At 61.9% G+C, this 26,287-nt stretch carries 27 protein-coding genes and 2 riboswitches; of the genes, 5 read left to right on the top strand and 22 right to left on the bottom strand.

Annotated features, from left to right (window positions below; translation table 11 throughout):
* Positions 1–354: 354 nt before the first annotated feature.
* Together GL286_RS18885 and GL286_RS18880 are read left to right on the top strand one after the other, a co-directional pair.
* Positions 355–828, top strand: coding sequence for a carboxymuconolactone decarboxylase family protein (locus GL286_RS18885; RefSeq protein WP_155097131.1), 474 nt, complete (start codon positions 355–357; stop codon positions 826–828).
* On the top strand, positions 818–1,681 hold the full coding sequence (locus tag GL286_RS18880) for a sigma-70 family RNA polymerase sigma factor (protein WP_155097153.1): 864 nt from the start codon (positions 818–820) through the stop codon (positions 1,679–1,681). Before GL286_RS18885 ends, GL286_RS18880 begins: the two co-directional genes overlap by 11 nt.
* Positions 1,682–1,693: 12 nt before the next feature.
* Here the strand turns inward: GL286_RS18880 and GL286_RS18875 are convergent, their stop codons facing one another.
* From GL286_RS18875 to cbiE, 9 genes are all read right to left on the bottom strand, one after another.
* Positions 1,694–2,257 (bottom strand): DUF2585 domain-containing protein, encoded by a 564-nt coding sequence (locus tag GL286_RS18875; protein WP_155097130.1) that lies wholly within the window; start codon positions 2,255–2,257, stop codon positions 1,694–1,696.
* Positions 2,258–2,367: 110 nt separating this feature from the next.
* A complete protein-coding gene (locus GL286_RS18870; protein ID WP_155097129.1) occupies positions 2,368–2,574 on the bottom strand; it encodes a cold-shock protein in 207 nt (68 codons plus the stop codon).
* 364 nt (positions 2,575–2,938) lie between these two features.
* Entirely contained in the window at positions 2,939–4,000 is a 1,062-nt protein-coding gene (locus GL286_RS18865; RefSeq protein WP_170295296.1) for a lactonase family protein, read from the bottom strand.
* Between the two features lie 76 nt (positions 4,001–4,076).
* Positions 4,077–4,817 (bottom strand): precorrin-6A synthase (deacetylating), encoded by a 741-nt coding sequence (gene cobF, locus GL286_RS18860; protein ID WP_155097127.1) that lies wholly within the window; start codon positions 4,815–4,817, stop codon positions 4,077–4,079.
* A 66-nt stretch (positions 4,818–4,883) separates the two neighbouring features.
* A complete protein-coding gene (locus GL286_RS18855) occupies positions 4,884–5,558 on the bottom strand; it encodes an energy-coupling factor ABC transporter permease (RefSeq protein ID WP_155097126.1) in 675 nt (224 codons plus the stop codon).
* Between the two features lie 58 nt (positions 5,559–5,616).
* Positions 5,617–5,802, bottom strand: a riboswitch (cobalamin riboswitch).
* Positions 5,803–5,849: 47 nt separating this feature from the next.
* Positions 5,850–7,181 (bottom strand): cobyrinic acid a,c-diamide synthase CobB, encoded by a 1,332-nt coding sequence (locus tag GL286_RS18850; RefSeq protein ID WP_155097125.1) that lies wholly within the window; start codon positions 7,179–7,181, stop codon positions 5,850–5,852.
* On the bottom strand, positions 7,174–7,968 hold the full coding sequence (gene cobM, locus GL286_RS18845) for a precorrin-4 C(11)-methyltransferase (RefSeq protein WP_155097124.1): 795 nt from the start codon (positions 7,966–7,968) through the stop codon (positions 7,174–7,176). Before cobM ends, GL286_RS18850 begins: the two co-directional genes overlap by 8 nt.
* Positions 7,965–8,333, bottom strand: a complete 369-nt coding sequence (locus tag GL286_RS18840) for a cobalamin biosynthesis protein (protein ID WP_155097152.1) — start codon at positions 8,331–8,333, stop codon at positions 7,965–7,967. The genes cobM and GL286_RS18840 overlap by 4 nt, the downstream gene beginning before the upstream one ends.
* The gene (gene cbiE, locus GL286_RS18835; protein ID WP_155097123.1) at positions 8,330–9,529 is read right to left on the bottom strand and encodes a precorrin-6y C5,15-methyltransferase (decarboxylating) subunit CbiE; all 1,200 of its coding nucleotides are present in this window, start codon (positions 9,527–9,529) and stop codon (positions 8,330–8,332) included. Before cbiE ends, GL286_RS18840 begins: the two co-directional genes overlap by 4 nt.
* Here cbiE and GL286_RS18830 point away from each other — a divergent pair.
* On the top strand, positions 9,528–10,280 hold the full coding sequence (locus GL286_RS18830; protein WP_155097122.1) for a cobalt-precorrin-6A reductase: 753 nt from the start codon (positions 9,528–9,530) through the stop codon (positions 10,278–10,280). The two genes, cbiE and GL286_RS18830, sit on opposite strands and share 2 nt — an antisense overlap.
* On the opposite strand, the gene cobJ is transcribed toward GL286_RS18830, so the two are convergent.
* From cobJ to GL286_RS18795, 7 genes are read right to left on the bottom strand one after another with little or no spacing between them, the layout of a single operon-like run.
* Complete coding sequence (gene cobJ, locus GL286_RS18825) at positions 10,253–11,005, bottom strand: precorrin-3B C(17)-methyltransferase (RefSeq protein ID WP_155097121.1); 753 nt, start codon at positions 11,003–11,005, stop codon at positions 10,253–10,255. The two genes, GL286_RS18830 and cobJ, sit on opposite strands and share 28 nt — an antisense overlap.
* Positions 11,002–11,730, bottom strand: a complete 729-nt coding sequence (locus tag GL286_RS18820; RefSeq protein WP_155097120.1) for a precorrin-2 C(20)-methyltransferase — start codon at positions 11,728–11,730, stop codon at positions 11,002–11,004. Before GL286_RS18820 ends, cobJ begins: the two co-directional genes overlap by 4 nt.
* Positions 11,727–12,356, bottom strand: coding sequence for a precorrin-8X methylmutase (locus GL286_RS18815; RefSeq protein ID WP_155097119.1), 630 nt, complete (start codon positions 12,354–12,356; stop codon positions 11,727–11,729). The genes GL286_RS18820 and GL286_RS18815 overlap by 4 nt, the downstream gene beginning before the upstream one ends.
* A gap of 3 nt (positions 12,357–12,359) precedes the next feature.
* On the bottom strand, positions 12,360–13,526 hold the full coding sequence (gene cobG / locus GL286_RS18810; RefSeq protein ID WP_155097118.1) for a precorrin-3B synthase: 1,167 nt from the start codon (positions 13,524–13,526) through the stop codon (positions 12,360–12,362).
* On the bottom strand, positions 13,523–16,789 hold the full coding sequence (gene cobN, locus GL286_RS18805) for a cobaltochelatase subunit CobN (RefSeq protein ID WP_155097117.1): 3,267 nt from the start codon (positions 16,787–16,789) through the stop codon (positions 13,523–13,525). The genes cobG and cobN overlap by 4 nt, the downstream gene beginning before the upstream one ends.
* A gap of 12 nt (positions 16,790–16,801) precedes the next feature.
* Positions 16,802–17,857, bottom strand: coding sequence for a cobalamin biosynthesis protein CobW (gene cobW, locus GL286_RS18800; RefSeq protein ID WP_155097116.1), 1,056 nt, complete (start codon positions 17,855–17,857; stop codon positions 16,802–16,804).
* On the bottom strand, positions 17,858–18,232 hold the full coding sequence (locus GL286_RS18795) for a DUF1636 family protein (RefSeq protein ID WP_155097115.1): 375 nt from the start codon (positions 18,230–18,232) through the stop codon (positions 17,858–17,860).
* 90 nt (positions 18,233–18,322) lie between these two features.
* Positions 18,323–18,532: riboswitch (cobalamin riboswitch) on the bottom strand.
* Between the two features lie 42 nt (positions 18,533–18,574).
* Between GL286_RS18795 and cobO the strand changes: the two genes are divergently transcribed.
* Together cobO and GL286_RS18785 are read left to right on the top strand one after the other, a co-directional pair.
* On the top strand, positions 18,575–19,183 hold the full coding sequence (gene cobO / locus GL286_RS18790; protein WP_155097114.1) for a cob(I)yrinic acid a,c-diamide adenosyltransferase: 609 nt from the start codon (positions 18,575–18,577) through the stop codon (positions 19,181–19,183).
* 30 nt (positions 19,184–19,213) lie between these two features.
* Entirely contained in the window at positions 19,214–20,659 is a 1,446-nt protein-coding gene (locus GL286_RS18785; protein WP_155097113.1) for a cobyric acid synthase, read from the top strand.
* Here GL286_RS18785 and cobD read toward each other — a convergent pair.
* From cobD to GL286_RS18755, 6 genes are read right to left on the bottom strand one after another with little or no spacing between them, the layout of a single operon-like run.
* Entirely contained in the window at positions 20,639–21,613 is a 975-nt protein-coding gene (cobD, locus tag GL286_RS18780; RefSeq protein WP_155097112.1) for a threonine-phosphate decarboxylase CobD, read from the bottom strand. The genes GL286_RS18785 and cobD overlap by 21 nt on opposite strands.
* Positions 21,614–21,623: 10 nt before the next feature.
* The gene (gene cbiB / locus GL286_RS18775; protein ID WP_155097111.1) at positions 21,624–22,556 is read right to left on the bottom strand and encodes an adenosylcobinamide-phosphate synthase CbiB; all 933 of its coding nucleotides are present in this window, start codon (positions 22,554–22,556) and stop codon (positions 21,624–21,626) included.
* On the bottom strand, positions 22,553–23,350 hold the full coding sequence (locus tag GL286_RS18770; RefSeq protein ID WP_170295295.1) for a propanediol utilization protein: 798 nt from the start codon (positions 23,348–23,350) through the stop codon (positions 22,553–22,555). The genes cbiB and GL286_RS18770 overlap by 4 nt, the downstream gene beginning before the upstream one ends.
* Positions 23,351–23,353: 3 nt before the next feature.
* Positions 23,354–24,127, bottom strand: a complete 774-nt coding sequence (locus GL286_RS18765; RefSeq protein WP_155097110.1) for an ABC transporter ATP-binding protein — start codon at positions 24,125–24,127, stop codon at positions 23,354–23,356.
* A complete protein-coding gene (locus GL286_RS18760) occupies positions 24,124–25,173 on the bottom strand; it encodes a FecCD family ABC transporter permease (protein WP_155097109.1) in 1,050 nt (349 codons plus the stop codon). The genes GL286_RS18765 and GL286_RS18760 overlap by 4 nt, the downstream gene beginning before the upstream one ends.
* Positions 25,170–26,180, bottom strand: a complete 1,011-nt coding sequence (locus GL286_RS18755; RefSeq protein ID WP_155097108.1) for an ABC transporter substrate-binding protein — start codon at positions 26,178–26,180, stop codon at positions 25,170–25,172. The genes GL286_RS18760 and GL286_RS18755 overlap by 4 nt, the downstream gene beginning before the upstream one ends.
* Positions 26,181–26,287: the final 107 nt, after the last annotated feature.

The following is a 26,287-nucleotide window of genomic DNA, read 5'->3' as shown; positions in this document are numbered from 1 at the left end:
GCGGCTTGTCTTGGGCTACGCCTTAGCGGCAGGCACACATCGCAGGACAGCAGCACATCGGGCTGATGCATTGGGTCGGCGCGCATGTCATTCGGGGGGTCATCTCCGCCTCCATATTCACGACTTGTAAGGTAGAGATTAAAGGGGCGCACCGCCTCATGCCAGTCCAAACATCCGTGCCCGACGAAAGGCGCGAGGCTTATTTCGCGATGGAACGATAAGATTATTCTCTGCGCGGCGCGGCTGAACAAGTTATGGTTGAACTACTGGCAGCGACAAAGATTATTTCGGATTGGATGTCACATCCCGCTTTGCTGGCTCGTCATCAGGGTATCAGATGAACAGGAGTTTCCGATGACAACCCGAATGACCGATCACATGAAGCGTGCCGAAGCCGGTTTTCGTCCCCTTTTTGCTGTCGAGGCGGCCATCAAGGACAGCCCGCTGGAGCCGTTGCTTGTGCATCTGGTAAAGCTGCGCGCCAGCCAGATCAACGGCTGCGCCTTCTGTTTGCAGATGCATACAGCCGAGGCGCTCAAGGATAACGAGACGGCATTGCGATTGCACATGCTGCCCGCGTGGCGGGAAAGCTCGCTTTATTCGGCACGCGAACGCGCGGCGCTTGCTTGGACCGAGGCGCTGACCCGCATCGCCGAAACCGGCGCGCCCGATGCGGACTGGGCCGAAGTGGAAGCCGTCTTTGATCCGGATGAGCGCGCGTGGCTGACCTTGGCAATCAGCGCGATCAACCTGTGGAACCGCGTTCAGGCCGGTCTGCGTGTCCCCCATGCGACCACATTGCCGGTGCCGCGTGCCGATGCGGCCTGATCCGGTCGAGATCTTCGAGGCGCAGCGGCCACGGTTGCTGCGCCTTGCCTATCGGATGCTTGGCGTCCACGCCGAATCTGAGGACATCGTGCAAGAGGCATATCTGCGCTGGCACCGCATCGACACCAAGGTGACTGATATCGAAAACCCCGCTGGATGGCTGACTCGCACCGTGTCGCGCCTTTGTCTGGACCAGATGAAATCCGCCCGCTACCGGCGCGAGGTCTATCCCGGCATCTGGCTGCCCGAACCGCTGATCGAACCGGAGGACGACACGCTGCGACCCGACAATCTGACGCTGTCTTTGATGATGGCGCTAGAGCGGCTTTCTCCGCTCGAACGGGCGGCGTTTCTGTTGCACGACGTCTTTGACCTCCCGCTGGACGAGGTTGCCGCAACGATTGATCGCAGTCCGGCGGCGACCCGACAGCTGGCCAGCCGCGCCCGTGCCCATGTGCGCGTCGATCAACCCCGCTTCCCGATCCCGCGCGCAACCGGTGACGAATTGGCCCGCGTTTTCTTCGAGGCGTGCAAATCGGGCGATGCCACGGCTCTTGGTGCGATGCTGGCCGAGGATGCAACGCTCAGATCCGACGGGGGCGGCAAGGTCTTGGCCTATCCCAACATGATCAACGGTGCCGAAAATCTCGTGCGGCTATTCCTTGGCTTGCAGCGCAAGATCGGGCCGCAAATGGAGTTTCTGGGTGCCACTGTGATCGACGGTCTGCCCGGATTTGTTTCGCGCCTTGATGGCCATTTGCAGACCACTGCATTGGAGGTCACGGACGGGCGGATCACGGCGATCTATGTCACGCGCAATCCTGACAAGCTTGGCGGCGTGCTTCGCCATTGAGGCGTCGGCAGATTACAACGCCGACTGCCATTGCCGCACCGCTTCGCTGGGCGAAATCAGCATGATCACGTTCAGAACCAGCCCGTCGCGGATCAGCCAGGTGGTCAGCGCCTCGAACCCCACGACGATCAGGACCGAGACCCAGACCGGCAGGCGCGATGCAAGAAAGAACCCCAGCATCATCGCCAGAATGTCCGAGATCGAATTCAGAACGCTGTCGCCGTAATAATCCAGCGAGATCGTCACCGCCCGATAGCGTTCGATAATTGCATCGGAATTCTCGACCAACTCCCAGGCGGCTTCGATCAGGGTGGCGATGGCCAGTCTCCAGCCAAAGCTTAGCCGCCGCGCGAGCAGCCATAGGCCGCCATAGAACAGGATGCCGTGAATGATATGCGACGGTGTGTACCAGTCCGAAATATGCTGCGAGTTCTCGGAACTGAGAACCTGCCCGTGCCAAAGCTTCACATAGCCGCATTTGCAGATCGGTTCGCGACCGATCCACAAAAGCCACAGCGCTGCGCATAGGATGGCGGCTGCGGTGACAAGATAGGGGGTGTGGCGTTTCAAGATCATGACGGCGAAGTTGCGCGATTAACGCCGCTGATGTCCAGCCGCAGGTCTTGAATTTAACAAAGCGGGCAAAGCCGAAGCCATGCCCGCCCAAGACTAAAGTGATCGTTAGATCAGATCAGCGACAGATCTACGGCGCTGTCCTTGCCATTGCGGCCAGTTTGAATTTCGTAGGAAAGTTTCTGCCCGTCGGGAAGATCACGCAGGCCGGCGCGCTCAACAGCCGAAATGTGGACAAAAACATCGGCTCCACCTGCATCAGGCTGGATGAAACCATACCCTTTGTCATTGTTGAACCATTTTACCGTACCGGTCGCCATCTGTCGTATCCTGAGATTAATGCGGACTATGTCAGATCCTGTTAACCAATTCGTCGCCCGATAGAAATGGAAATTACGCATGGATGCGGTCACATGGTGGCCGCAGCAACCCTCTGTTGCGACCGCGCAACTGCTAGAGCCGTAAGAACCCTGAAAAAACAAACAGGGTACTAGTTCGTGAAGGCCTTGAACAACTTTGGGTTGTTAATGCCGCTTATCGGAAATAACCGAAGTGCTTCGTGTCCATCGACTGCCCAGATGCCGATCCGGCGTCAGGTCCCCAGCGACTCATTGCTTCGTCGCGTGTGGTCGATGATTGCGATTTGGAGCGTTCGCGATTGCCGACTTTTGCCCGTGACTTGGATCAAAGAAATTGGACGCAGGTCGGGCTGCCAATCGGGTAGACCTCACCGAGTTCCGCCAATGATCCGCTGACTGGATCAATGCGATAGGCGCTGAGCGTATGGCTGTTCTGGTTGGCGACGACCAGAATGTCACCGGAAGGACTGATGTTGAAATCTCGCGGACATTCGCCGCGTGTGGCATATGTACCGATGTTGGACATCGTGCCATCCATCCCGATTGCGATTGCCGTGATGCTGTCGTGGCCCCGGTTCGAGGCGTATAGATACCGCCCGTTCGGGTGCAGGCGGATCGCGGCGCAGGCCGAAGGACAAGTATCGCCCGCCGGCAGCGTACCGATTTCCCCGGTAAACTCGAAGCCGTCATGCATGCAAGCATAGCTGCGGATGATGCAACCCAACTCATGCACCACGTAGATCCGGCGACCATCATGCGACTGCACAAGATGGCGGGGCAACGAACCGGGCGGGGCGTTCAGGACCAGATCCGGCGTCTTGGCCAATTCGTGACCCGAATAGGGATAATGCAGGATCTCATCCGTGCCGGCATCGCAGACGAACACGCCCTTGCCTTGGACCGAGGGTACGACCTGATGGGCGTGCGGCCCCTCTTGCCGTTCCGGATTGGGTCCATTTCCGGACCGCTGGATTTTCTGTCCTGCCCCCAAGATTCCCGCTTCAGCGTCAATTCGGTAGGTCGCCACACTACCGGACATATAATTGGCGACAAACACACGCGCTTCGTCCTGATCAAGCGAGACATGGCACGGACAATCCCCCATGGCCCCATGTCGCGCGGTGACGCGCATCGCAAACGTGTCACGATCCAAGGTGAGGGCGACCACCGAGGCGCCGTGCGTCTCGTCCAGTTCCTCGACCGCAAAGATCCGGTTTTTGTCGGCAGAAACCGCTAGATAAGAAGGATTTCGCAAGTCCGGGCACATGGACAACGTCGCAAATCTGCCGGATGTGGAATCGAGACCGACCAGAGTGATCCCGCTTCCTCTCGCCACGACATGAGGAAGGGATTCCGTATATGATCCGATCAGAAGTAGCTTGTCCAAGGTTTGTCCCAGTTCGATGTTGAGGACCGCTTTTCGAAGTCGCCCGTGGACATTCGAGTCTGAGCATCCGTCGTCGTCAAGTGCCCGTACGTCTCAACATATAGGTGTCCATGATCCATCCGTGCCGACGTCGTGCCTCGGCGCGGGCGATCACGATTTGCGGACCTGCTTCGGCCAGAGGGCCTTGGATCAGGACTTGATCCGGCATCCCCAGAAAACCACCCCACCAGATGTATAGTTTTTCGGTGTCGAGCCTTTGGAAACTGCATTCCGCATCCAGCATGACCACAAGCGTTTCGGCCCCGTCTGGCCAGCCATGATCGCGCAATTTTCGACCGGTGGTCACGGTTACTGCGCCGTTGACCGTGTTGAACGGGATAGCATGGGCCGCAGTCAGCGCCTGCAGCGCGGTGATTCCCGGCACGACGCGCAGTTTCGGAGATGGATCAAGCCGCTGCGCGATGCGGATCGTGCTGTCGTAAAGGCCGGGGTCGCCCCAGACCAGCATTGCTACCGGTCCGCTCGGGCGGGAACGGTCGATTGTCTGCGTCCAGATCCGTGCAATCTGGTCATGCCAGTATTCCACCCGTTCCCGATAAGGCAGGCTTTCGTCACGGACGGGCATGTCGAATTCGGCGACCGGCGCGGGACTTCCGACGCGGGCAAGGATGTGGTGGCGCAGATCGGCCAGATCCTCTTTGCCGGGCCCCTTGCGTGGAATGAGGATCATCGCGGCCCCGCGCAGGGCCTCGACCCCTTCCAGCGTGAGATGGTTCGGATTTCCGGTCCCTATCCCGACCAGCCATAATTCCAGCATATTCTGAATCCTGCATGAAAACCGGGCCTGTAAATGCAGGCCCGTCCGAATGGTCCAATCGCGCATTCAGGCCGCGTATAGGCGCCGCGCAGTCCAACGCGAAGCTCCGGTCGGGCGCATCGCTTTGGCTGCGGCAAGTGCCGCAAGATCGGCGATCGGCTCGATCAGGACAACCAGCATGTAGGCCGCGCCAAAACTTGCGACCGAGGTCAGGTTTTCGGCCCCAAGGCCCTGTCCATAGATCGCCCAGAACGCGACCCAAGCGACGATGCCGCCCTGATAGGCTAGCGACAGTTTCAGGACATCGGCATATTTCAGGTCGATATAGGCGGTGTTGGCCGGAACGATCCGACGCGCCAGAATGTCGATCCCGAACAACGGCATCAGCAATGTCGTGACGTTGACGAAATACATCGGTAGGTCGCTGGGAGCGAAGAACAGGCTTTGGACCAACAGTCCGAACGCCAGACCTATCGCGGCAGGCGCTACGCCGAGGATCAGGAACAAGGTCGTTCCAAGGATCAGATGGACTTCGGAGACACCAACCGGGAAATGCGGCAGGATCTCGAAAAAGATGAACGTGCCGATGATTCCGGCAATGCTGCGCGCGGCAAATGACAGCGGGCTATGGGACTTCAGGTCCTGCACCGCCAGCTTGAGTGTGTAGCCGGCCGCGGCCGTCGCGGTGGCATAGGCGAAGAACATCTTCGCGCCGTCGACAATTCCAGGTTCGATATGCATCGCTGGTTATCCTTGTTCTGGGCCGCCCCTCCGGCAGCCGGTACACCGCTTGCGCGGCAAAAAGGTCGGTTCGACGGCAGGTCTCCTGACTTGCGGGTCATCGCGCTTTCCGGCCCTTCCCGGCCCGATGGGGCCAGTGGTCTGCCAGAGCGCTCGTCGCTCACAGTTGCGGGGGCAGTCCGGGCATCGCACCCGGTTCCCTTTTCAGCCCCCGAATGGGGGCACCGTCGAGATGGTTTAGTCGGTCCGGGGCATTTGTGGCAAGATGGATGCTGCGGATCCTGTCCATGATCAGGGCGTCGGTTCCTCCTCGGTTGCGATCAGGTGAAAGAATGTGCCGGTGACCATCCCGCGTCGGGATCCGGTCTCGGGAACAGGGTTGCCATCCGCATCCTGAACCGCTGCAAGCGGCGCGTCGGGCTGCTCCAGAATGGTCGAGTAGTGGAATTCGTGTCCACGCAGTACCGCACCCGCAACATGTCCCGCCATGGGCCCGTGCAGAGTGGCACGCCGATAACCCAGATGCAGCCTGCGCTTTTCATATGATGTGACGATGCCCAACAAACCCGCCATTCGATGTGCGACGCCATCCTTGTCCACCAAGGCCTGACCCAAGGCCATGTAGCCGCCGCATTCTCCATGCACGGGCTTTGTCGCGGCGTGCCGTCGCAATCCGTCGTGAAAGCGTGTGGCTGCGGCCAGTCGTCCGGCATGCAGTTCGGGATAACCGCCGGGCAACCAGACCAGATCGGCCGAAGTGTCGGGCGACTCGTTGGCCAAAGGCGAAAACGGAATAATTTCGGCTCCCGCTTCATGCCAGCCTTCAAGCTGATGTGGATAGGTAAAGGAAAACGCGTCGTCCAGCGCCAAAGCAATGCGCTGCGCCGGAGGCCGCGGCAGCGTTCCCGCCTGCGACACCCCTGCCCCGCGCGCCGCCGCTTTGATCGCCGCCAGATCGACATGGGCGCGCATGAACGAGGCATAGCCGGAAATCGCGGCATCAAGATCGGGATGCTCGACGGCTTGGATCAGGCCTAAATGCCGCTCCGGTAAGGTCAGGTCGCCCCTTCGCGGTAAGACGCCCAGTACCGGCAGTCCCGCTTGCTCCATCCCGAGCCGCGCCAGTCGTTCATGGCGGGGACTCGCGACGCGGTTCAGAATGACTCCGGCAAAGGGCAGATCGGGGGCGTAACGGGTGAAACCCAGTGCGGTGGCCGCTGCCGATTGCGCCTGTCCGCTGACATCCAGCACAAGCACGACAGGCCAACCCATTGCGAGGGCTGTTTCCGCGCTGGTGCCGAAGCCGGCAAGGCCACGCGTCGCCACGCCGTCATATAGCCCCATCGATCCTTCACCCAGACAGATGTCCGCGCCACTTGCCCGTGCCGCGATGGCCCCGAACAGTTCCTCGCGCATGGCCCAGCGATCCAGATTGAAGGACGCCCGCCCGCACGCGGCGCGGTGAAATGCCGGATCGATATAATCCGGTCCCGATTTGAACGGCTGGACCACCAGCCCGTCCTCGGCCAAGGCGCGCAACAGCCCCAGCATCACCGTAGTTTTTCCGGTCCCCGAAGCCGGAGCCGAGATCATCAACCCCGCTGGCCAAAGCGGCTTATTCATCTGCCGCGGTCCATCCCGACCATGGGCTTTCCGAAGATTGCGGCCTGTAACGTCGGTCGTAATCGGTCGCGTATAGGCGGCTTTCGGCGAAGTCTCCGGCCCCTAAAGTTCGCCCGACAAGGATCAAGGCGGTCCGCTCGATCCCTTCACCCATCGCGGCAGCTATGGTGGACAACGTGGCGCGAATGATGCGCTGATCGGGCCAGCTTGCGCGCCAGACGATCGCGACGGGGCAATCCTCGCCATAATGCGGTAAAAGATCGGCGACGACCCGATCCAGATTCTGGATCGACAGGTGGATCGCCAGAGTGGCCCCTGTCGCGCCGAATGCGGCAAGGCTTTCGGCAGGCGGCATCGAGGATGCCCGACCCGATGTTCTGGTCAGGACCACCGATTGCGCAACCCCGGGCAGGGTCAGTTCCGCCCCCAAAGCGGCAGCTGCTGCCGCAAACGAAGGTACGCCCGGTGTGACCGTATAGGGGATGCCCATCGCCTCAAGCCGCCGGATCTGCTCGCCCATGGCGGACCAGACCGACAGATCACCGGAATGAAGCCGTGCCACATCATGTCCGGCCATATGCGCCGCATAGATCTCGGCCATGATCGCGTCCAGATCCAGCGGGGCCGTATTCACGATCCGCGCCGATTGCGGGCAATGGTCGAGAACGGCTTCGGGAACCAAGGAACCCGCGTAAAGACAGACCGGTGAGGACGCGATCAAGTCGCGCCCGCGAAGCGTCAGTAGGTCAGGTGCGCCGGGTCCGGCCCCGATAAAATGCACGGTCATGGTTTATCTCCTTGAGCCAGGGCGCAGGTTGCCAGCCGGTCGGCAGACAGCACGCGCGGGCCTAACAGGCGGGCATCCGGTCCTGCGGCGGCAAGGGCGGCCGCCTCGGCCACGCTGCCCGTTCCGCGCGCATTGATCGATGCGGTGGATTGGGTTCGGGTGCGCTGAAGCGCCAGTGTGGCGTGATCCACACCGACGACCGTTTTCTCGGTTTTCGCTGCAAACATCTGGAATAATTCTGTTATCGCCTTGTCATCGACCGTGGAAAGCAGATCGACGGAACGCCCTCCCGAGGCGCGTCTGAAGGCGTCTGATAGGCTTTCAACCGTGGCCGAGGCACGGAAGCCGAAGCCCGCCACAATCATAGTGTCACCCGCCACTGGACCACCGGATAAGCCGATTTCCAAGCCCGTTTCGGGCCCAAGGGCACGGTTTCCGATAGGGCAATCCTGAGCATCTCGCCGCCTAGCCTGCCGTGCCATTCGGTCAACAATGTCTCGGATTCCAGCGTTACGGCATGGGCCACCAGACGCGTTCCAACCGGCAGCGTTTGATGCAGGTCTTGAAGCAGGTTCTGAGACAATCCCCCGCCGATAAAGACGGCCTGCGGCGGCGGAAGTCCTGTCAGCGCCTCGGGCGCGGAACCAAGATGGACAATCAGACGGTCGACACCCAGCCGGTCGGCATTCCGTCGGATACGGTCGGCGCGGTCGGGTCGTGGTTCGATGGCGATGGCTCGGGTCGTGCCATGGCTGAGCAACCATTCGATCGCAATCGAGCCCGACCCACCACCGATATCCCATAGCAATTCGGACGGTTTCGGAGCGAGCGCCGAAAGGACCAGCGCACGGATCGGGCGTTTGGTGATCTGGCTGTCGGTTTCGAAAAAGCCGTCCTCGATCCCCGAGCAGATCGGCAGCGGCTGCCCCGCCCCCGCGCAAGCAACCGCGACAGCAACGGGGTGGCTGAAATCGCGGTGTGGAATATCATTGGCGCAGGCATCGGTGATCCGTTCACGCGGACCGCCAAGCGCCTCAAGGATCGTCAGATTGCTGTCGCCAAAGCCCTGCCCGTCCAGATAGTGGCCAAGCTCGGTCACGGCGGGACCGTCGCGCAGCAAGACGATCAGCTGCCGCCCCGCAGCAAGATGCGGGCGCAACCGCGTCAGGGGCGCGGCGTGCAGGCCAAGGCAGGTCGTCTGCTCGATAGCCCAGCCCAGACGCGCGGCCGTCAGCGCAAAGGTCGAGGGGCCGGGGATCGCGCGCCATTCGTCTGGCTGAAGCGCGCGGGCGATCACACTGCCCGCACCGAACCAGAACGGATCGCCCGACGCCAGCACCGCGACACGTCTGGGTTTCAGATCTTGCAAGACTTGCAGCCCATCGGAAAACGGAACCGGCCAAGTAATTTTTGGGGCGGTTGTTTCCGGCAAAAGCCCGAGATGACGCGCCGATCCCATCATCACATCCGCCTGTTCAAGTGCGGCGCGGCTTGCCGGTGACAGCCCTTCCGGGCCATCTTCGCCAATACCGATAATGGTCAGCCACGGAGTTCTAGCCATGAGTCCCAACGTCCTGATACTTGGCGGTACGACCGAGGCAAGCGCTCTTGTACGGCGCATGGCCGAAAGCGGAATCCGCGGGTTGGTCTCTTTGGCGGGACGGGTCGAGTCCCCCAGACTGCAAGCCCTTCCGATGCGTGTCGGCGGATTTGGCGGGGTGGACGGGCTGGCGCAATATCTGCGCGAGCAGCGGTTCAGCCAGGTCATCGACGCGACCCATCCCTTTGCCGCGCAGATGAGCTGCAATGCCGTTCTGGCCTGTGCCAAGGTGCAGGTGCCATTGCTGCGGCTGACGCGCCCGCCATGGCTGGCAACTGACGGTGACAGATGGACGATTGTGGCCGACATTCCCGCAGCCGTGGCGGCGTTGAACCGCCCCGCAATGCGCGTCATGCTGGCTGTCGGGCGCATGCATCTGGACGATTTCGCGCCCAACCCGCAGCACTTCTACCTGTTGCGACTGATTGATCCGCCCCTCGCGGCTTTGCCTTTGCCCGATGTCGGGATTTTGGTTGATCGTGGCCCGTTCCATCCTGATCCCGACCGCGCCTTGATGCAAAAGCACGCGATTGATCTGGTCGTGTCGAAAAACTCGGGGGGCGAAGGCGCCTACGCCAAGATCGCTGCGGCACGAAGCTTGGGTATTCCGGTGCTGATGATCGACCGCCCCGAAGTTCCGGCGGCAATCGAGGTGCATCATGTCGATGAGGCGCTGCTGTGGCTTCATGCCAGCACCGAGCGCGGAGTGTAAACGAACGGCGATCCGGCGCGGCTGACGACCCGAGTGGCCGATGATCCGACCAGAACGACGGTTCGCATATCCGCCATTTCGGGCGTCGCCTCGGCAAGGCTCACCACCCGCAAGGTTTCCTCGGGGGTCGAGACGGCACGGGCAAAGATCAGCACCCGCTTTGGTTCGCAAATGTCGTGCAGGATATGCAGCATGCGGCCAAAGCCTTCGGGGCGCGCCGATGATCGGGGGTTATACAAGGCCATCGCGAAGTCGGCCTCGACCGCCAGACGCAAACGTTTCTCGATCACCTGCCAAGGTTTCAGATTGTCGCTGAGATTGATCGCGCAGAAATCATGCCCCAACGGCGCGCCGGCCCGTGCGGCTGCGGCCAGCATTGCGGTCACACCGGGTAGCACGCGGATATCCAGATCGCGCCAATGCGGTGGTCCGGCCTCGACGGCTTCGAACACAGCCGAGGCCATGGCGAAGACCCCCGGATCACCCGAACTGACCACAACGACGCGCTGACCGGCGGCCGCCATCTCAAGGGCGTTGCGGGCGCGGTCAAGCTCGACCCGATTGTCGCTTTCATGCCGCGTCAACCCGACACGAGGCGCGACGCGGCGGACATAGGGGATATAGCCGACGATATCGGTTGCATCCCGAAGCGCGACGCTCACCTCGGGCGTGACAAGCTGTTCATTGCCCGGTCCCAACCCCGCGATCACAAGCCAACCGCTCATGGTCGCCGTCCTTGGCCATGCACGATGACGATCGAAAAATATGGCACGGTCCGGTCTCCGGCTTCGACAAGTGGCACCGCGCGCTCGCTTTCCATGCTTGCGCATTCGACCAGCCACGCTTGTTCCAGCTTGCCCGCGCGATCCAATGCGGCGCGGACACGCGGAAGGTTACGACCGACTTTCATCACCACGATGGCATCGGAATCGGCCATGCGACGGGCAAGTTCCGTCTCGGGCATGGTGCCCAGAAGTACGGTCAACACGTCATCGCCCCATGTCACCGGAGTTCCGGTCGCGGTCCATGCCGCCGACATGCCGGTAATCGCGGGCACGACCGATACCGGCACACGGCCAGACAAACGGGTATGCAGATGCATGAACGAGCCGTAGAAAAACGGGTCGCCTTCGCACAGGACGACGACATCCTCGCCCGCGTCAGCCAAAGCGATCAGCCGCGAGGTGACGTAGGTATAGAAATCCGACAGCGTCGCGCTATAGGCCGGATCGTCCAGAGGAATTTCGGTCGTGACCGGATACTCCATCGCGAATTCAACGGCATCCTGAAGCAACATGCCGTCGACGATTTTGCGCGCCCTGCCCGCGCGCCCTGCCTTGCGGAAATAGGCGACGTGCTTGGCACCGCGCACGAGACGGTCGGCCCGCACGCTCATCAGGTCCGGATCGCCGGGTCCAAGACCCACGCCATAGATTGTGCCGGTTTTCATTCTGCAGGGCTCGCGATGGCGTTGATTGCTGCGACGGTGATCGCGCTGCCGCCAAGACGTCCCTGAACGATGACGCAGGGCACGGTGCCAGCGGCCCAAAGCGCCGCCTTGGATTCAGCGGCCCCGACGAAACCGACCGGACAGCCGATGATTGCAGCCGGTCGCGGACAATCACGGCTCTCGAGCATTTCAAGCAGATGGAACAGAGCGGTGGGCGCATTTCCGATCGCAACCACTGCACCACCCAGATGCGGCCGCCAAAGCTCCAGCGCGGCCGCCGAACGTGTCGTGCCAAGGCCGGAGGCCAGATCGGCAACCTCGGGGGCGTGCAGGGTGCAAATGACCTGATTGTCGGCGGGCAGCCGTTTGCGGGTGATCCCTTCGCTGACCATCCGCGCGTCGCACAGGATCGGAGCACCTGCCTTCAACGCGTCGCGTGCGTGAACGACCACGTCGGAAGAAAAGCGGATATGCTCCTCTAGCCCGATCAGACCTGCGGCGTGGATCATACGGACGGCGACCCGTTCCTCATCGGCGTCGAAGCGGTCAAGCTTCGCCTCGGACCTGATTGTTGCGAAGCTTTCGGCATAGATCGCCGCGCCGTTGGTTTCATAAGTATAGGGCATATGTCATCCGCCAATGAATTCCTGCAAGCGTTCGGGCGGAATGGCCCGAAGATCGGGTTCGTCCCACGCTGCGCCGTTCCTGATCAAATCAAAGCCGCCCTCCCGACCGACCAAAGTCAGCTCGCATGGTTTGGGATGGGCGCAGCCCTTGGCGCAGCCCGATACATGCAGGCGCGCCGTCACCGGCAAATATCTGGCCACTTCCCGCGCGATGTCGCGTGTTTTCATATTGGCCTGAGGGCACGCCGGCGCACCCGTACAGGCACTGATCCGCAGCAAGGGATCATCGGGGTCAAGGATCAGGCCATCCGAACCTGCCAGCACAGCTTGGCGGATCGTGCTTGGCACATAAACCATTCGCCAAGGCGTGATCCGGATGTTCGTTGTTAAGGACTGGGCCAGCCACCGCAAATCGGCGCTTGCCAACTGGCCAAAGACCGCTGCCAGTAGCAGCCCTTGCCGCCTCGGTCCCGGAACAGATGGCTTGGCGACCGGGTTCGGGTGTGAATCTCCCTTAATCGGCAAGATCGCACCTTGGGCAAAATGCCGGACCATGCGACCTCGCCTGTCATCCCCAATTCCACCCGAGGCGATGAACCATTTGGCCAGATCCAGCGCCAACTCAACCGCCGCCGAGGCGTTCTGAACGGCACGCCCCAGCTCCTGCCCGTCCGCCCGAACGATCAGGTCAGAACCGGAAGCCTCGATCCTGATATCGCCCCTGATCGCCGCCAACTGCCTTTCAGGACCTGAATCTATGACAAATCCGAACTTTGAAGGCAGATCCTCGAAGCAGGATGAGGAAAGACCCTGTGCCAATGCCATCGAGATGACTTGTTGCGGATCATCAGGATCGGTCGCGCGGAATGGATCGGTCACGATGTTGCGTCGCCGTTCGGTGCTCGCATCGTGATCGAGCAGATCCAGATCGGCCAGATCCGAAAGCAGTGATGCATAATTGTCGTTGCTGACCCCGCGAACTTGCAGATTGGCGCGGTTCGTCAATTCTATCTGGCCGTTCCCGTAGCGTTCGGCCGCATCGGCCAGACCCGAAGCCTGCCTGCGCGTCAACTCGCCTGCGGGCGGGCGCACGCGGACCACCAATCCGTCGCCCGACATCATCGGTCGGTGCGCGCCGGGGCACCAGCCACGAATTTCTGACGCGCTCATTTGCCCGCACCTAAAGCGGCCAGCACCGAATTGCGCCGTGACGGCCATAGGCCTGCTGCATGCAATTCGGCAAAGCGCTTGTGCATCGCGTCCAGCGCCGCAGGGTTTGCATCGCGCAAAAATTCGGCCACGGCATCGTCACCCAAGGTTGCGTCCCAGAATAGATCGAACAGATGGGGCGAAACGGCTTGCGCCAGATGCGCGAATGTCGCCATGTTTTCCAGTGTCGCCGCGATCTCGGCGGCGCCCCGATATCCGTGGCGCCTCATGCCGCCGATCCATGCGGGATTGGCCGCGCGGGCGTGAACGACGCGGGCTATCTCCTCGGAGAGGATACGGGCGCGTGGTCGCGCGGGATCCGTGGAATCGAGATGGAACAGCGCCGCAGAGCCGCCCGCGATCCGCTTGGCCGCGGCAAAGCCTGCCTCGTGGCTGGCGTAATCCTCGGCAAGCAGCAGGTCCGTCTCGGGAAGATCCTGCAGGTGGACAAAGCTATCCGCTGCGGCGACGCGGGAGCGGATGCCTGCCTCGTCCCGTTTGGCCTGATCGCCATCAATGGCCCAGGCCGAGGCGGCAAGCCATGCCTCGCCAGCAGCGCGGCGTCCGGTCTCGGAATAGTCACCAAGCAGCGCCCCCATGCCCAGACCGTAGCTGCCCGGTTCTGGGCCAAAAACGCGCGGGAAGTTCTGCCCGACATATGGGTTCCAATCGCGTGCCTCGTCCCGTAGCGACAGGGCGCGCACCGCCTGCTGGAAGAGCGTCGAGAGTGTCGGGAAAACGTCCCGAAACAGCCCAGACACCCGCAAGGTCACGTCGATGCGCGGGCGGTCCATTTCGGCAAGAGGCAGGATTTCAACGCCCGACACCCGCTCGGAACCTGTGTCCCAGACGGGACGGACGCCCAGCAGGGCCAATGCCATGCCGAATTCCTCGCCCGCCGTCCGCATCGTCGCCGAGCCCCACAGATCGACGATTACTCCGCGCGGCCAGTCGCCCAGATCCTGAAGCTGCCGTCGGACCAGTTCATCCGCGAGAACCTGTCCCTGCGCGTAAGCGGCGCGGGTCGGCACACTGCGCGGGTCGGTGGTGTAAAGGTTCCGGCCCGTCGGCAATACGTCCAGCCGCTCGCGATAGGGTGAGCCGGACGGGCCAGAGTTGATCCGCCGCCCCGCCAAGGCGGCAATCAGGGACCGGCGTTCGGCTGCGACGGAGGCCGCGACCTCAAAGCTTGGCCGCACCGCCGGTTCGCGGCCCCAGACATGCAACCCGTCGCCGAACTGGCTTTCCTTGACGTCGCACACGAAACTGTCGAGACGGGTTATGATCTCGGCCGTGTCGGCGCTTTCATTCAACTTTACATCTTCATTTATACCAAGCGCTTGGGCTTCATTTCTTATACTTTGGATTAATCTGTCGCGCCTTTTTGGATCTAGCCCGTCCGCATTGGAAAACTCGTCCAGCAAAGCTTCGAGCCGCGTCAGGCGTGGCGGTATCCCCGAGGATTTCAGCGCCGGAGGGATGTGGCCAAGCGTCACCGCTCCGATCCGGCGCTTGGCTTGGGCCGCCTCTCCGGGATCGTTCACGATGAACGGATAGATGACCGGCAGGTCTCCGATCAATGCCTCGGGCCAGCACAGTTTCGACAAGGCGACCGATTTGCCCGGCAGCCATTCCAGAGTGCCATGTGCCCCGATATGGACCAGAGCGTCGGCCTGATCGCGGAGCCAAAGGTAAAAGGCGACGTAGGCATGGCGGGGGACGCGGGACAGATCGTGATATTCGGCAGCGCGCTCGGCGGGAATACCGCGTTCGGGTTGTAACGCGACCAGTGCCGTACCGCGTCTGACTGCGGCAAAGGCGAAGCGGTTCGCGGTCAGGTCGGGGTCGGCGGTCGGGTCCCCCCACCTATCCAGCAACGCCTTGCATAGGGCGTCAGGCAAGCGTTTCAGGGCTTTAAGGTAGTCGTTCAGCGGCCAAAAGATCCGCTCGCTCCCAAGTGCCTGATGCAATGGTGCTCCGGTCGCGACGTCGTGACCCGCATCGGCAAGATCGCTGAGGATTGCTTCGGCAGAAGCAAGCGCGTCCATCCCGACCGCATGAGCCATGTTCCATTCCCGCCCCGGATAGGTCGAAAGAACCAGCGCCACGCGCCGCGTCGAACCGCGCTGCGTCAAGCGGTGCCAACCTGCCACACGATCCGCGATTGCGGCTATCCGGTCGGGGTCCGGTTTGTGGACAAGACGCGAGAACTCCAATTCTGCGTCGGGGCTGTCGGGTTCCTTGAACGAGGCAACGCCTGCAAAAATTCGGCCGTCAACTTCGGGCAGGACGACGTTCATCGCCAAATCCGCAGGAGACATCCCTCGCGCGGATTGAAGCCAGGCCGTCCGGTCGGATGTCGCCAGCGCGATCTGGAAAACCGGTACATCCGCCACATCCAAAGGCGACGAACCGTGCTCGTCACTGGCCGAGAATGCGGTGGCGTTGATGATGGATACCGGCGTCAGCGCAGCGATCTGTCCGGCGACCCAGCCCTGCGCCGGTTGTGTCCTGAGCGACGGTACGAACAAGCCGACGGCCTCGAACCCTCGTGCTTCGAGGGCCTTCGATAGCGCCGTGATCGGGGCAAGATCGGCGGCAACCAGATAGGATCGATAAAATACGATCACGACAATGGGTCGGCTACATTCAGGCGCGGTGGGAACAGGTCCGCCCTTGGGCGTCCAGAAACCGAAATCGGGCAGCACGGTTCCTGAAGGCGGGGCCATCGCCTTAAGTCCCGCCGAGTGCGCTAAAAGTGCCAACGCCGCATCGGTCTCGCCCTGATCGCAATGACGTGCGAGCCGATCCAGAACCGCCGGTGGCAATGTCGAAACCGCATCGAGTCGTGGATCGGGCCGACCATCTGCGGGTAGAACCGCCAATGCGATCGATCGTTCGCGTGCCAGCCGCTCGATCTGTTGGACGCCATATGACCAATAGGGAAGACCTCCGATCAACCGGATCAGGATCGCCCGCGCGCCCGACAGCGTGTTCTCGACATAGGTGTCAACGGAAAGCGGGTGCTTCAGCGCTGTGATATTTGCCAGCCGCAGATCTGGCAGATCGGCGCCGACATCTTTTCCGCGATGCCACGCTGCCGCAAAAGCGCTGAGGTCGCTGTCCGAAAAGGACAGGACCACCAGATCGGCCGGATTTTGCCCCAGATCCGTCGGGATCTCGGTTTCCTCAAGTCCGTGGCTTTCGCGGAAGATGACGTGCATGACGATCCTGGCCTATTGCGCCACAGCATCCTGCGGCAGCAACGCGGCGCGGATCGTGGCAAGGTCGATGTCGTCATGTTCGGCAATCACGACCAAGCGGCCCTGACGCGGTTCGTCGCTGCGCCACGGACGGTCGAACTGGTGCCGGACGCGCGCGCCGACCGCCTGGACCAGCAATCGCATCGGCTTGCCGGTGACCGCAGCATAGCCTTTGACCCGAAGGATATTGCGGCCTCGCGCCAGTTCCTCGATCCGTCGCACCAGATCGGCGGGTTCGTTCACCGGCGGCAGATCAATTACGACCGTTTCGAAATCGTCGTGTTCGTGGTCGTCCGCCCCGTCATGATGCGAGGGCCGAGCGGCGAGGTCGTCTTCGGCGGCAGCGGCCAAACCAAGAATGACGCGGGGATCAATGGCCCCCTCGGTCAGTTCGATGATCGGCAAGGCGCGGGGCGCCTCGGCAAGGATGGCGGCGCGGGCACGTTCGATCCCTTCCGGTCCGGCCAGATCGGGCTTTGTCAGCAGCACGAGATCGGCACAGGCGATCTGATCCTCGAAGACCTCGGACAAAGGGGTTTCGTGGTCGATGCTGTCATCGGCCAGACGCTGGCGATCCACGGCCGCGATATCGGGCGCGAAACGGCCTGCGGCGACGGCCTCGGCATCGGCAAGTGCGATAACGCCGTCAACCGTGATGCGCGAACGGATCGCAGGCCAGTCGAACGCCTTGAGTAAAGGTTTCGGCAAGGCGAGGCCGGAGGTTTCGATCAGGATGTGATCGGGGCGCGGATCGAGTGCCATCAATGCCTCGATTGTCGGGATGAAATCATCCGCGACGGTGCAGCAGATGCAGCCATTGGCCAGTTCGACGATGTTTTCGACCGGACATTCCGGGATGGCGCAGCTTCTTAGAATTTCGCCATCGACGCCCACTTCGCCGAATTCGTTCACGATCACGGCAAGGCGTTTGCCACCCGGATTGCGCATCAGATGCGAGATCAGCGTGGTCTTACCCGCACCCAGAAAGCCGGTGATGACGGTCACAGGAAGTTTCTCAAGATTGGCCATTCAGACGGTCTCCATAGGGGGAATGCGGGCAATGCAGTTCTTGCGGAAATGCTCGGGCCGGTCGCGCCAGGGCACCAGACCGTCAGGACTTTTGCAATATTTCCGGGCACCGTCCCGGATCGCGTCAAGATGGCTGCGCTCGTCGAGATTGCCGTAGACATAGGTCCAGCGGCCCGGACCGCGCAGCGCGATGGTGCAACCACGGGAACAATTGGACAGACATTCGACGGGGGTGACGGTAACGGCGTCAAGACCGGCACCGGAAAGGCTTTTGTATAGCGCGGCACCGGGGCGGTCGTCGCTGTCGCCCGGCTGATCGGTCCGCTGGCAGCGGGTGCAGATCAACAATTCAACTCGGGCCGTCTGTTGGTCCATCGGTCTCGCCCAGCGAAAAGGGATGGGGGCCAAAAGCGAGAACCCGGCCGTCAAGGGCCAGACGTCCCACACCGAAACACCCCGTCCGGTTACATGCGTCACATGCTGGCAGGTCTCCCGGCTTACGAATCTCGGAGCGCGGCTCCTGCGGTTTCCCTGCCTTCCCGAACCGCTTGCGCGGCCAGTGGCCTTGGGCACCCTTTTCGTTCACGGTCGCGGGGGCGGCTGTGCTCTTGACCGGAACCGGCCTGCACATTCCCTTTTCACCTGTTTGCACAGGCACCAGCCCGACTGCTATTGTCCGAGCCGACTGTGCCTGTCAAGCACCCGAAGGAGCCGGCCATGGAAGATCCGACAGATCGTCACGCGGAAAAAATGAAGCGGATCAAGGCCGCACGCGATGAAATGATGCTGAGCAAGACCGAAGAAAAGGGTCTGGTCATCGTCCATACCGGTTCCGGCAAGGGCAAATCCTCGTCCGGTTTCGGGATGGTGATGCGTTGCATCGCGCATGGAATGCCCTGCGCCGTCGTGCAGTTCATCAAGGGCGACCGCGATACCGGTGAAAAGACCCTTCTGCGTGACCGCTTTGCCAAAGAATGCCGCTTTTTCGTCTCGGGCGAGGGCTTCACATGGGAAACACAGGACCGCGAACGCGACATTGCCGCCGCGCAAAATGGCTGGCGCATCGCGCAAAAGCAGATCCTTGATCCCCAGATCCAGTTCGTGCTGCTGGACGAGATCAACATCGCGCTGCGCTATGACTATCTGGACGTCGACGAGGTGGTCGATTTTCTGCGCAACGACAAGCCGCATATGACCCATGTCTGCCTGACCGGACGCAATGCCAAGCCAGAATTGATCGAGATTGCCGATCTGGTGACGGAAATGACCCTGATCAAGCACCCGTTCCGGTCAGGCGTCATGGCGCAGCGGGGCATCGAATTCTGATGCGATCTGCTGGTGGTCCGGCCCGATAAGATGGCGCGCGCATTGATGATACAGGGGACCGGCAGCAATGTCGGCAAGTCCCTTCTGGTGGCGGGGCTATGTCGGGCGGCGCGGCGGCGTGGGCTGTCGGTCGCGCCGTTCAAGCCTCAGAACATGTCGAACAATGCGGCGGTCACCCGTGACGGCGGCGAGATCGGTCGCGCTCAGGCCCTGCAAGCCCTTGCCTGCGGAGTTGCCGCGCATACCGACATGAATCCGGTGCTGCTGAAGCCCGAAAGCGAGACCGGCGCTCAGGTCATCGTTCAGGGTAAGCGTCTGGCCACGACCCGCGCCCGCGATTACGCGGTGCTGAAACCTCAATTGCTGGATCGGGTGCTGGAAAGCTACGCCCGCTTGCGCGCGCAATACGATCTGGTGCTGGTGGAAGGCGCGGGCAGTCCAGCCGAGGTCAACCTGCGCAAGAACGACATCGCGAATATGGGTTTTGCGCGTGCTGCTGACGTTCCGGTCGTTCTGGCCGGAGACATCGACAGGGGTGGTGTGATCGCGCAAATCGTCGGGACGAAAGCGGTGATGGATTCGCGCGACGCCATGCAGATCAATGGTTTCATTATCAACCGTTTCCGAGGAGATCCCAGATTATTTGACGATGGATATAGCCTGATCGCCAAGCTGACGGGTTGGGCCGGATTCGGTGTCTGCCCATGGTTCGCCGATGCGTGGAAATTGCCTGCCGAGGATGCTTTGGACATCCGTTCCGAGCGGAAAAACAGCGGCTTGCATATTGTCTGCTTGAGGTTGCCTCGGATCGCGAATTTCGATGATCTCGATCCGTTGTCGCAAGAACCCTTGGTACGCCTGACAATGCTGGAGACCGGACAGGCAATCCCCGGCGACGCTGATCTGGTCATTTTGCCGGGCACGAAATCGACCCGGGGCGATCTGGCATTCCTGCGCAATCAGGGTTGGGACATTGACCTTGCCGCGCATCATCGGCGCGGTGGCAGAATTCTGGGTATTTGCGGCGGCTATCAGATGCTGGGTCGCCTCGTGTCGGATCCCGACGGGATCGAAGGGCCGTCGGGCAGTGATGCGGGGCTGGGACTTCTGGACGTCTCGACCGTGATGACCGGCGAAAAACGACTGACCGAGGTCGAGGCCGTGCATGTTCCGACCGGCATTGCCTGTCGCGGTTATGAAATCCATATCGGCCGCACCTCGGGGCCGGATTGTAGCCGCGCCTTCAGCATGATTGCGGGAGAACCTGAGGGGGCCATCAGTCAGGATGGCCGCGTGGCGGGCAGCTATCTGCATGGATTGTTCCGCGACGACGCGTTCCGCTTGGCCTTTCTTGCCGATTTCGGAGTGGTTGCGCAAAATCGCTACGATGCGACGGTCGAGCAGGTGTTGGACGACCTCGCCGACCATCTTGAACAGCATCTGGATATCGAAGGCCTACTCGCACTCGCGCGTTAGTGCGGCCTCGAGCCTATCCCAGCCTTGCTCGGTTCCGGGATGCCCAAGGCGTATCCAATGCCGCGAATAGGGAAAAATCCGTGTCCAGATATGGGCGTGGGCAAGATGTTCCTGCGCGCGGCTTGCGTCTGGCGCGGCATAGGTCCGGAACAACGTGGTTCCGCCGACCTGCCGCCATCCGGCTGTATGGGCCGCGCGATCCATCCGCGCCGCATCGGCGACAAGCCTTTCGCGGGTCCGGTCCTGCCAATCCATGTCGGCAAGCGCCATCCGGCCAAGAGCGATGGCAGGGCCGCTGACGGCCCACGGGCCAGCCAGTTGCGCGATCCGTTCCGCCATTTCCCGACCGGCAAGCGCAAATCCCAACCGGATTCCGGCAAGACCGAAGAACTTCCCGAACGAGCGGAGAACGACAATATTCCCGTTTTCCGGCCCTAGCGAAGGTGCCAAGGAGAATGCGGGTTCGGGATCGGCAAAGCTTTCATCGACCACAAGCAGTCCGACCTGATCGGCAAGAGCGTTCAAGCTTTCGGGTGGATAGCATCGGCCATCGGGATTGTTCGGATTGACGATGGTCGCCAGATCGGCTCCGGCCAGATCTTCAGGATCCGACACCTGTTCGACGGTCCAGCCATGCGCGACCAATGCGGCCAGGTGTTCATTGTAGGTGGGGCCAAGTACGCGGGCATGGCCTGTGGCCATTAACCTCGGGACAAGCTGGATGGCTGCCTGCGCTCCGGCTAGGGCGACGATGGCGGCCTTGGATTGGTAAGCCTGTCGCGCAGCGTATAGAAGGCCCGCCATGTCCGTGGAGGTCGGCAGGTCCGACCACGCATGCAAGGGCAATGTCGGGACCGGATAGGGAACCGGATTGATGCCGGTGGACAGGTCCAGCCAGTCCCCCTCACCATAAATCTGCCGTGCCCGGTCCGGATCGCCGCCATGATCGCGCATGTCTATCCCCTTAGATGATTGCCAGAAACGCCAGCCCTGCGGCGCAGATCAGGATCGATTGCCGGTATAGTGCCAGACCGCGGGCAAGGTCGGCTGGTTCGGGATCGCGTGCGGTCCCGTTCAGCCATGGCTCGTCTGCTATATGTTCGGCATAGACCCGTGGGCCGGACAGCCGGACATCGAGCGCTCCGGCGATGGCCGCTTCGGGCCAGCCTGCATTGGGGGAACGATGATGACGGGCGTCGCTTCGCATGACCCGAAACGCCCGCACTGGCCTCCCCGAGGCCAGCACATGCAGAACCCCCGTCAGCCGCGCGGGGATCAGGTTCATCAGATCGTCAAGCCGCGCCGCGACCTTACCGAAATACTCGTAACGCGGGTTGCGATGTCCGATCATGGAATCCATCGTGTTCACGGCCTTGTAGACCGCAATTCCCGGCAAGCCCGCGACGACGCCCCAAAAGATCGGAGCGACGACGCCGTCCGAATTGTTCTCGGCCAGACTTTCCAACGCCGCCCGCGCGACGCCGCCCTGATCGAGTTGTCGGGGATCGCGACCGACGATCATGCCCACCGATCGGCGCGCGCCCGCAATGTCGCCGGTCGCCAATGGACGCGCTACCGCTACGACATGATCGTGCAGCGACCGCGCCGCGATCAGCGGCCATGCCAGCGCGCCTCCGATCAGGGTTCCGATCCATCCCGATGGCAACACCAGTTGCAGGGTCATCGCGGGAAGAAGGGCGGCTGTTGTGACCGCAATGACAGTGACGGCTCCGGTGACGAAAGCGCTTGGCCCATGCCGGTTCAGCCGAACCTCAAGCGTTGAAATCAGATTGCCCAACCATGTGACCGGATGCCCGACGCGGCGATAAAGCCAAGCGGGCCAACCGATTGCCGCATCCAGCGCCAGCGCCACCAGCATCATCGCGGCATAGTTCATGCGCGTTCCCCTGTGCGGAAACGCAAGGTGCGGGTGAATCCGGCGGCTTGCAGTTTCGCTTCGGTATCCGGCAGGGCCTCGCCCGGCCGGAAGATGAGGCCCCGCGCCGATCCGGTATGCGCCCGCACATGCCCGAGCGCGCCCAACTCGCGGGCCAGATCGGCTGTCGGATCATCAAACGGCCCGCGCAGCGCGGTACATCGTAGCGCGGATTGCGAGGCGATCTTTGCCGCGCAGCCAATATCGGGTCCGTTACGCCACTCGCGGACCAGATCCGTGACATCGGCAAAAGACAGGTCCAGCGGGTCGGTCCGTAATGGATCACCCCAGAAGCCGCCGACGATCTCGGCCATCGGCGGCGGGGGAAGGTGGTCGACCACTTCGCCCTGCCGCGATGCCCATAGCAGCGCATCAGGTTCGGGAAGCGCCAAGGGGTCGCTTGCTCCTTCGATGGTCAGGCAGACCTGTACCAGCTGCTCGTGGTCGTTGCTGCAAAGCCCTGCGGCCCGCGCGAGTGCGACAAGGGCCGCGGTCGATGCCCCTGCCCCACCGCCGGGCGGCATCTCGGCGGTCAGGCTATACGATCCCGTCTTTAGCGGAAGGCGGCAGAAAAGCTGTTCGATCCCTTGGTCCGTCAGCACGCGCGGGTTCTGCGCGACGTGCAAAGCCCCGTATTCGAGCGGGACAACCCGAACCGCCAAAGCGGGGCAAGCCATCGTGACCAATACGACCGGTCCCGAGGGGCCAAGGCGGCCCTGTATCCATTCACCGAAATGTCCTTCAACCCTGACCATGGCTTAATGTGTCTCATCAAGATTGTGGAACCTGAACAATGTCGCGCCATCCTGCGGATCGTACAGCGTCGAGCCGCGAACGCGGAAAATCCGGCCCAGCCTGTCTGGTGTCAGAACGTCTGCGGGGGGGCCGCAAGCGACCATTCGTCCTTCGGACATGACGCCCACCCTGTCGCAACCCATCGCCTGATTCAGGTCGTGCAGTGCCATCACGACCGTCATCGGCAAACGCGAGACCAGCCGCAAAAGAGACAACTGATGATGAATGTCCAGATGGTTGGTCGGCTCGTCCAACAGCAGGATCTGCGGATCTTGCGCCAAGGCACGGGCGATTTGCAGCCGCTGTCGCTCTCCGCCCGATAAGGTCGACCACGGGCAGGCCCCCATACCCTCCATACCCACCGCCTGCATCGCTTGATCGACGATGCGGACGTTTTCCGAACCGAAAGGGCTCAAGGCATTGATCCAGGGGGTGCGCCCCAGTTCGACCACGTTCCGCGCGGTCAGGGCGTCCGAGGTTTCCGTCTGCTGTTCGACGAATGCCAGGCGGCGGGCGACCTCGCGGCGTGACAAGGAGCTAATCGCGACTCCGTCCAGCTGAACCTGTCCTGTCCCACGACGACATAGACCGGCCAGCAAGCGCAGCAACGTTGATTTGCCCGAGCCGTTCGGTCCGACCAATCCGAAGGTCTCGCCGGCCGGGATGTCGAGATCGACGTCATCCACAATCGTACGGCCCTGAACGCGCAGGCCAAGTTTTGTCGCAACCAGCCTCATGGCAGCCTTCTTCTATGGATCAGGATCGCGGCAAAACCTGGCGCGCCAACCAGCGCGGTGACAACGCCGATGGGCACGACCTGACCAGAGATCATCATGCGCGATGCGATATCGGCGGCGATCATGAATACCGCACCGGCCAAAGCCGAGGCTGGAACAAGGGCAGCGTGCCGTGCTCCGACAAGGAAGCGCATGGCGTGCGGGATCACTAGTCCCACGAAACCGATCGCCCCGACCAGACTGACCATGACCGCAGTCATCAAGGTCACGGCGCCGATCAGCGCCGCAGTCACGCGTCGGACGGGGACACCCAATGAAGCCGCAGACGATGCTCCAAAGCTGAACGCGTCCATGGCGCGGACATGCCAAAAGCAGATCAGCAAGCCGAGTATAGCGGTTGGTCCAGCAAGCGCCACATCGGGCCAGCGCACGCCGGAAAGGTTGCCGAGCAGCCAGAACATGATCCCCCGTGCTTGCTCGGCATTGGCCGATTTCGCGATGAAAAAGCTGGTCATTGCATTGAAAAGCTGTGAGCCCGCAATTCCTGCCAGCACCAGTTGGGACGATCCGCCGCCCGCCGCCCGCGCAAGGAACGCGACCAGACCGAAGGCAAGCGCTGCACCTAAGAATGCTCCGGCCGAGATGCCGATCGCTCCGCCGCCGATGCCCATGATCGTCACGGCGACTGCTCCGGTCGAGGCGCCGGCCGAAACCCCTAGCAGATACGGGTCGGCTAGCGCATTGCGCACAAGCGATTGCAGCACCAGCCCCGACAGGGCCAGACCCGCGCCACAGGCCGCAGCAACCAGCGTTCGGGGCATCCGGTAGTTCCAGATGATCCCCGCATCAATCGGGTCGGCAGCCAGCGCCGCGCCCCCGATCCGATGCGCCAGCACATTCGCTACCCGAGACAGCGGCAAAGGCGTTTCGCCCAAGACGACACCGGCAAAAACCGCCAGAAGCAGTATAGCTATCCCGCCGAAACCATAGCAGAACAATCTGCGGTTCGGGCGCGCAATGACGCCAGGGGCGGTCGCCAATGTCATTCGAGGCCAAATTCCGGCAGGGCTTCGGCCAAGGTCTCAAGTGCCGCGACATTGCGGATCGAGGGGTCCATTGCATGGGCATCGAGGATCACGATACGGTTGTTCTTCACCGCATCCATCTGGCGCGTGACCGGATCGGATTGCAGGAATTCGAGCTTCGTGCGGTAATCATCCGCAGCGAACCGGCGACGATCCATCTTGGCGATCACGATTACCGAGGGATTGGCGCGGGCGATTGTCTCCCAACTGACGACGGGCCATTCCTCGTCGCTATCCACCACGTTTTTCAGCCCCAGTGCCTGCATCATATAGCCCGGCGGTCCTTTGCGCCCGGCGACAAAGGGGTCTGTCCTGATCTCGGCCGATGAAAACCAGAACACCGCCGAGGCGTCCCTGAGGTCCAGCCCCCTCGCCTTGGCGATTGCCCCGGCTTCGCGCTGCCGAAGGTCTGCCACCAACGTCTCGCCTTGATGCGGGACGTCAAAGATCCGGGCCAGTTCGTTTACTCCGCGATAGATGCTGTCCATCGTATACATCGCCGTCCGCGTCCCGTCCGAGCCGGATGCGTTATCCTTGCCGACACAGTCCGACGGCAGGATGTAGCTCGCGATCCCGAGATCGGCGAATTGCTGTCGCGTGGCGACAATGCCTTGCGGGCCAACATGCCACTCATATTGTGCCGTAACCAGATCAGGCCGCTTGGCGACCACGCTTTCGAAACTGGGGTCATTATCGGCTAGCCGCTCGATCCCGTCATTGACGTCCTTGAACTGCGGCAAAACTTCGGAAAACCACACCGAAGTACCCTTGATACTGTCACCCAAACCCAAGGAATACAGGATTTCGGTCGCGGCCTGACCGACGGTCACAGCACTTTCGGGCGCCCTGTCAAAGCTCAGCTCAACACCGCAATTCGACAAGGTAAGCGGATAAGCCGTATCGGCAGCAGCGGGCGGCGTGCCGCCCCAGACCATCAGAACAGCAGCAAGTACAGGTTTCAGGAACATCCACGATCTCCGATCTTGTCGCGACCGGAATTCGGGTGAATTGGCCATGAAAATGCCCCGCCGGGATCAATGCCCCCGCCACGGAATCTCACGATACGCCTGACAGG

It is taken from the genome of Paracoccus aestuariivivens, from assembly GCF_009711225.1.
GTDB classification, from domain to species: Bacteria; Pseudomonadota; Alphaproteobacteria; order Rhodobacterales; family Rhodobacteraceae; genus Paracoccus; species Paracoccus aestuariivivens.
The sequence above is the reverse complement of the archived record's forward strand: the minus strand, read 5'-3'. Positions and strand labels throughout refer to the sequence as shown.

Coding starts and splice junctions, on each gene's coding strand:
- GL286_RS18885 (WP_155097131.1), top strand. CDS start 355: ATGACAACCCGAATGACCGATCACATGAAGCGTGCCGAAGCCGGTTTT.
- GL286_RS18880 (WP_155097153.1), top strand. CDS start 818: ATGCGGCCTGATCCGGTCGAGATCTTCGAGGCGCAGCGGCCACGGTTG.
- GL286_RS18875 (WP_155097130.1), bottom strand. CDS start 2,257: ATGATCTTGAAACGCCACACCCCCTATCTTGTCACCGCAGCCGCCATC.
- GL286_RS18870 (WP_155097129.1), bottom strand. CDS start 2,574: ATGGCGACCGGTACGGTAAAATGGTTCAACAATGACAAAGGGTATGGT.
- cobF (WP_155097127.1), bottom strand. CDS start 4,817: ATGCTGGAATTATGGCTGGTCGGGATAGGGACCGGAAATCCGAACCAT.
- GL286_RS18855 (WP_155097126.1), bottom strand. CDS start 5,558: ATGCATATCGAACCTGGAATTGTCGACGGCGCGAAGATGTTCTTCGCC.
- GL286_RS18850 (WP_155097125.1), bottom strand. CDS start 7,181: ATGAATAAGCCGCTTTGGCCAGCGGGGTTGATGATCTCGGCTCCGGCT.
- cobM (WP_155097124.1), bottom strand. CDS start 7,968: ATGACCGTGCATTTTATCGGGGCCGGACCCGGCGCACCTGACCTACTG.
- GL286_RS18840 (WP_155097152.1), bottom strand. CDS start 8,333: ATGATTGTGGCGGGCTTCGGCTTCCGTGCCTCGGCCACGGTTGAAAGC.
- GL286_RS18830 (WP_155097122.1), top strand. CDS start 9,528: ATGAGTCCCAACGTCCTGATACTTGGCGGTACGACCGAGGCAAGCGCT.
- cbiE (WP_155097123.1), bottom strand. CDS start 9,529: ATGGCTAGAACTCCGTGGCTGACCATTATCGGTATTGGCGAAGATGGC.
- cobJ (WP_155097121.1), bottom strand. CDS start 11,005: ATGAGCGGTTGGCTTGTGATCGCGGGGTTGGGACCGGGCAATGAACAG.
- GL286_RS18820 (WP_155097120.1), bottom strand. CDS start 11,730: ATGAAAACCGGCACAATCTATGGCGTGGGTCTTGGACCCGGCGATCCG.
- GL286_RS18815 (WP_155097119.1), bottom strand. CDS start 12,356: ATGCCCTATACTTATGAAACCAACGGCGCGGCGATCTATGCCGAAAGC.
- cobG (WP_155097118.1), bottom strand. CDS start 13,526: ATGAGCGCGTCAGAAATTCGTGGCTGGTGCCCCGGCGCGCACCGACCG.
- cobN (WP_155097117.1), bottom strand. CDS start 16,789: ATGCACGTCATCTTCCGCGAAAGCCACGGACTTGAGGAAACCGAGATC.
- cobW (WP_155097116.1), bottom strand. CDS start 17,857: ATGGCCAATCTTGAGAAACTTCCTGTGACCGTCATCACCGGCTTTCTG.
- GL286_RS18795 (WP_155097115.1), bottom strand. CDS start 18,232: ATGGACCAACAGACGGCCCGAGTTGAATTGTTGATCTGCACCCGCTGC.
- cobO (WP_155097114.1), top strand. CDS start 18,575: ATGGAAGATCCGACAGATCGTCACGCGGAAAAAATGAAGCGGATCAAG.
- GL286_RS18785 (WP_155097113.1), top strand. CDS start 19,214: ATGGCGCGCGCATTGATGATACAGGGGACCGGCAGCAATGTCGGCAAG.
- cobD (WP_155097112.1), bottom strand. CDS start 21,613: ATGCGCGATCATGGCGGCGATCCGGACCGGGCACGGCAGATTTATGGT.
- cbiB (WP_155097111.1), bottom strand. CDS start 22,556: ATGAACTATGCCGCGATGATGCTGGTGGCGCTGGCGCTGGATGCGGCA.
- GL286_RS18770 (WP_170295295.1), bottom strand. CDS start 23,350: ATGGTCAGGGTTGAAGGACATTTCGGTGAATGGATACAGGGCCGCCTT.
- GL286_RS18765 (WP_155097110.1), bottom strand. CDS start 24,127: ATGAGGCTGGTTGCGACAAAACTTGGCCTGCGCGTTCAGGGCCGTACG.
- GL286_RS18760 (WP_155097109.1), bottom strand. CDS start 25,173: ATGACATTGGCGACCGCCCCTGGCGTCATTGCGCGCCCGAACCGCAGA.
- GL286_RS18755 (WP_155097108.1), bottom strand. CDS start 26,180: ATGTTCCTGAAACCTGTACTTGCTGCTGTTCTGATGGTCTGGGGCGGC.